Source organism: Streptomyces sp. NPDC001292, from assembly GCF_042896465.1.
Taxonomy (GTDB): domain Bacteria; phylum Actinomycetota; class Actinomycetes; order Streptomycetales; family Streptomycetaceae; genus Streptomyces.
In genome coordinates this window covers 1,962-3,984 of record NZ_JBIAXG010000116.1, presented here as the reverse complement: position 1 = coordinate 3,984, position 2,023 = coordinate 1,962, and the positions used below count along the sequence as shown (strand labels likewise).

The window sequence follows — 2,023 nt, the reverse complement described above, 5'->3', positions numbered from 1 at the left end:
AGTCTCCCAGCTATCCTACACAAGCCGAACCGAACACCAATATCAAACTGTAGTAAAGGTCCCGGGGTCTTTCCGTCCTGCTGCGCGAAACGAGCATCTTTACTCGTAGTGCAATTTCACCGGGCCTATGGTTGAGACAGTCGAGAAGTCGTTACGCCATTCGTGCAGGTCGGAACTTACCCGACAAGGAATTTCGCTACCTTAGGATGGTTATAGTTACCACCGCCGTTTACTGGCGCTTAAGTTCTCAGCTTCGCCCACCCGAAAGTGAGCTAACCGGTCCCCTTAACGTTCCAGCACCGGGCAGGCGTCAGTCCGTATACATCGCCTTACGGCTTCGCACGGACCTGTGTTTTTAGTAAACAGTCGCTTCTCGCTGGTCTCTGCGGCCACCCCCAGCTCACACTGCAAGAGTGATCACCAAGCGTGGCCCCCCTTCTCCCGAAGTTACGGGGGCATTTTGCCGAGTTCCTTAACCATAGTTCACCCGAACGCCTCGGTATTCTCTACCTGACCACCTGAGTCGGTTTAGGGTACGGGCCGCCATGAAACTCGCTAGAGGCTTTTCTCGACAGCATAGGATCATCCACTTCACCACAATCGGCTCGGCATCAGGTCTCAGACACAAGCCAGGCGGATTTACCTACCTGACGTCCTACACCCTTACCCCGGGACAACCACCGCCCGGGATGGACTACCTTCCTGCGTCACCCCATCACTCACCTACTAACCGCTTGGTTCAGCGGCTCCACCAATCCCCCTCACTCCGAAGAGATCAGAGGCGGCTTCACGGCCTTAGCATCACGATGCTCGATGTTTGACGCTCCACAGCGGGTACCGGAATATCAACCGGTTATCCATCGACTACGCCTGTCGGCCTCGCCTTAGGTCCCGACTTACCCTGGGCAGATCAGCTTGACCCAGGAACCCTTAGTCAATCGGCGCACACGTTTCTCACGTGTGAATCGCTACTCATGCCTGCATTCTCACTCGTCAACCGTCCACAACTACCTTCCGGTGCTGCTTCACCCGGCAGACGACGCTCCCCTACCCAACCCAGCCTCCGTTAGGAGTACATGCCGGATTGACACGACTTCGGCGGTACGCTTGAGCCCCGCTACATTGTCGGCGCGGAATCACTAGACCAGTGAGCTATTACGCACTCTTTCAAGGGTGGCTGCTTCTAAGCCAACCTCCTGGTTGTCTGTGCGACTCCACATCCTTTCCCACTTAGCGTACGCTTAGGGGCCTTAGTCGATGCTCTGGGCTGTTTCCCTCTCGACCATGGAGCTTATCCCCCACAGTCTCACTGCCGCGCTCTCACTTACCGGCATTCGGAGTTTGGCTAAGGTCAGTAACCCGGTAGGGCCCATCGCCTATCCAGTGCTCTACCTCCGGCAAGAAACACACGACGCTGCACCTAAATGCATTTCGGGGAGAACCAGCTATCACGGAGTTTGATTGGCCTTTCACCCCTAACCACAGGTCATCCCCCAGGTTTTCAACCCTGGTGGGTTCGGTCCTCCACGAAGTCTTACCTCCGCTTCAACCTGCCCATGGCTAGATCACTCCGCTTCGGGTCTTGAGCGTGCTACTCCACCGCCCTCTTCGGACTCGCTTTCGCTACGGCTACCCCACCCGGGTTAACCTCGCAACACACCGCAAACTCGCAGGCTCATTCTTCAAAAGGCACGCAGTCACGAGAGTGAAGCAAACTCCACTCCGACGCTCCCACGGCTTGTAGGCACACGGTTTCAGGTACTATTTCACTCCCCTCCCGGGGTACTTTTCACCATTCCCTCACGGTACTATCCGCTATCGGTCACCAGGGAATATTTAGGCTTAGCGGGTGGTCCCGCCAGATTCACACGGGATTTCTCGGGCCCCGTGCTACTTGGGTGTCTCTCCAACGAGCCGCTGACGTTTCGACTACGGGGGTCTTACCCTCTACGCCGGACCTTTCGCATGTCCTTCGCCTACATCAACGGTTTCTGACTCGCCGACCAGCCGGCAGACTGATCAC

At 56.5% G+C, this 2,023-nt stretch carries 1 rRNA gene (running past one end of the window); it reads right to left on the bottom strand.

Annotated features, from left to right (window positions below):
* Positions 1–2,023: ribosomal RNA gene (locus ACFY4A_RS42355) — 23S ribosomal RNA — on the bottom strand; its annotated part runs 136 nt beyond the window's last position; the annotation flags it as partial.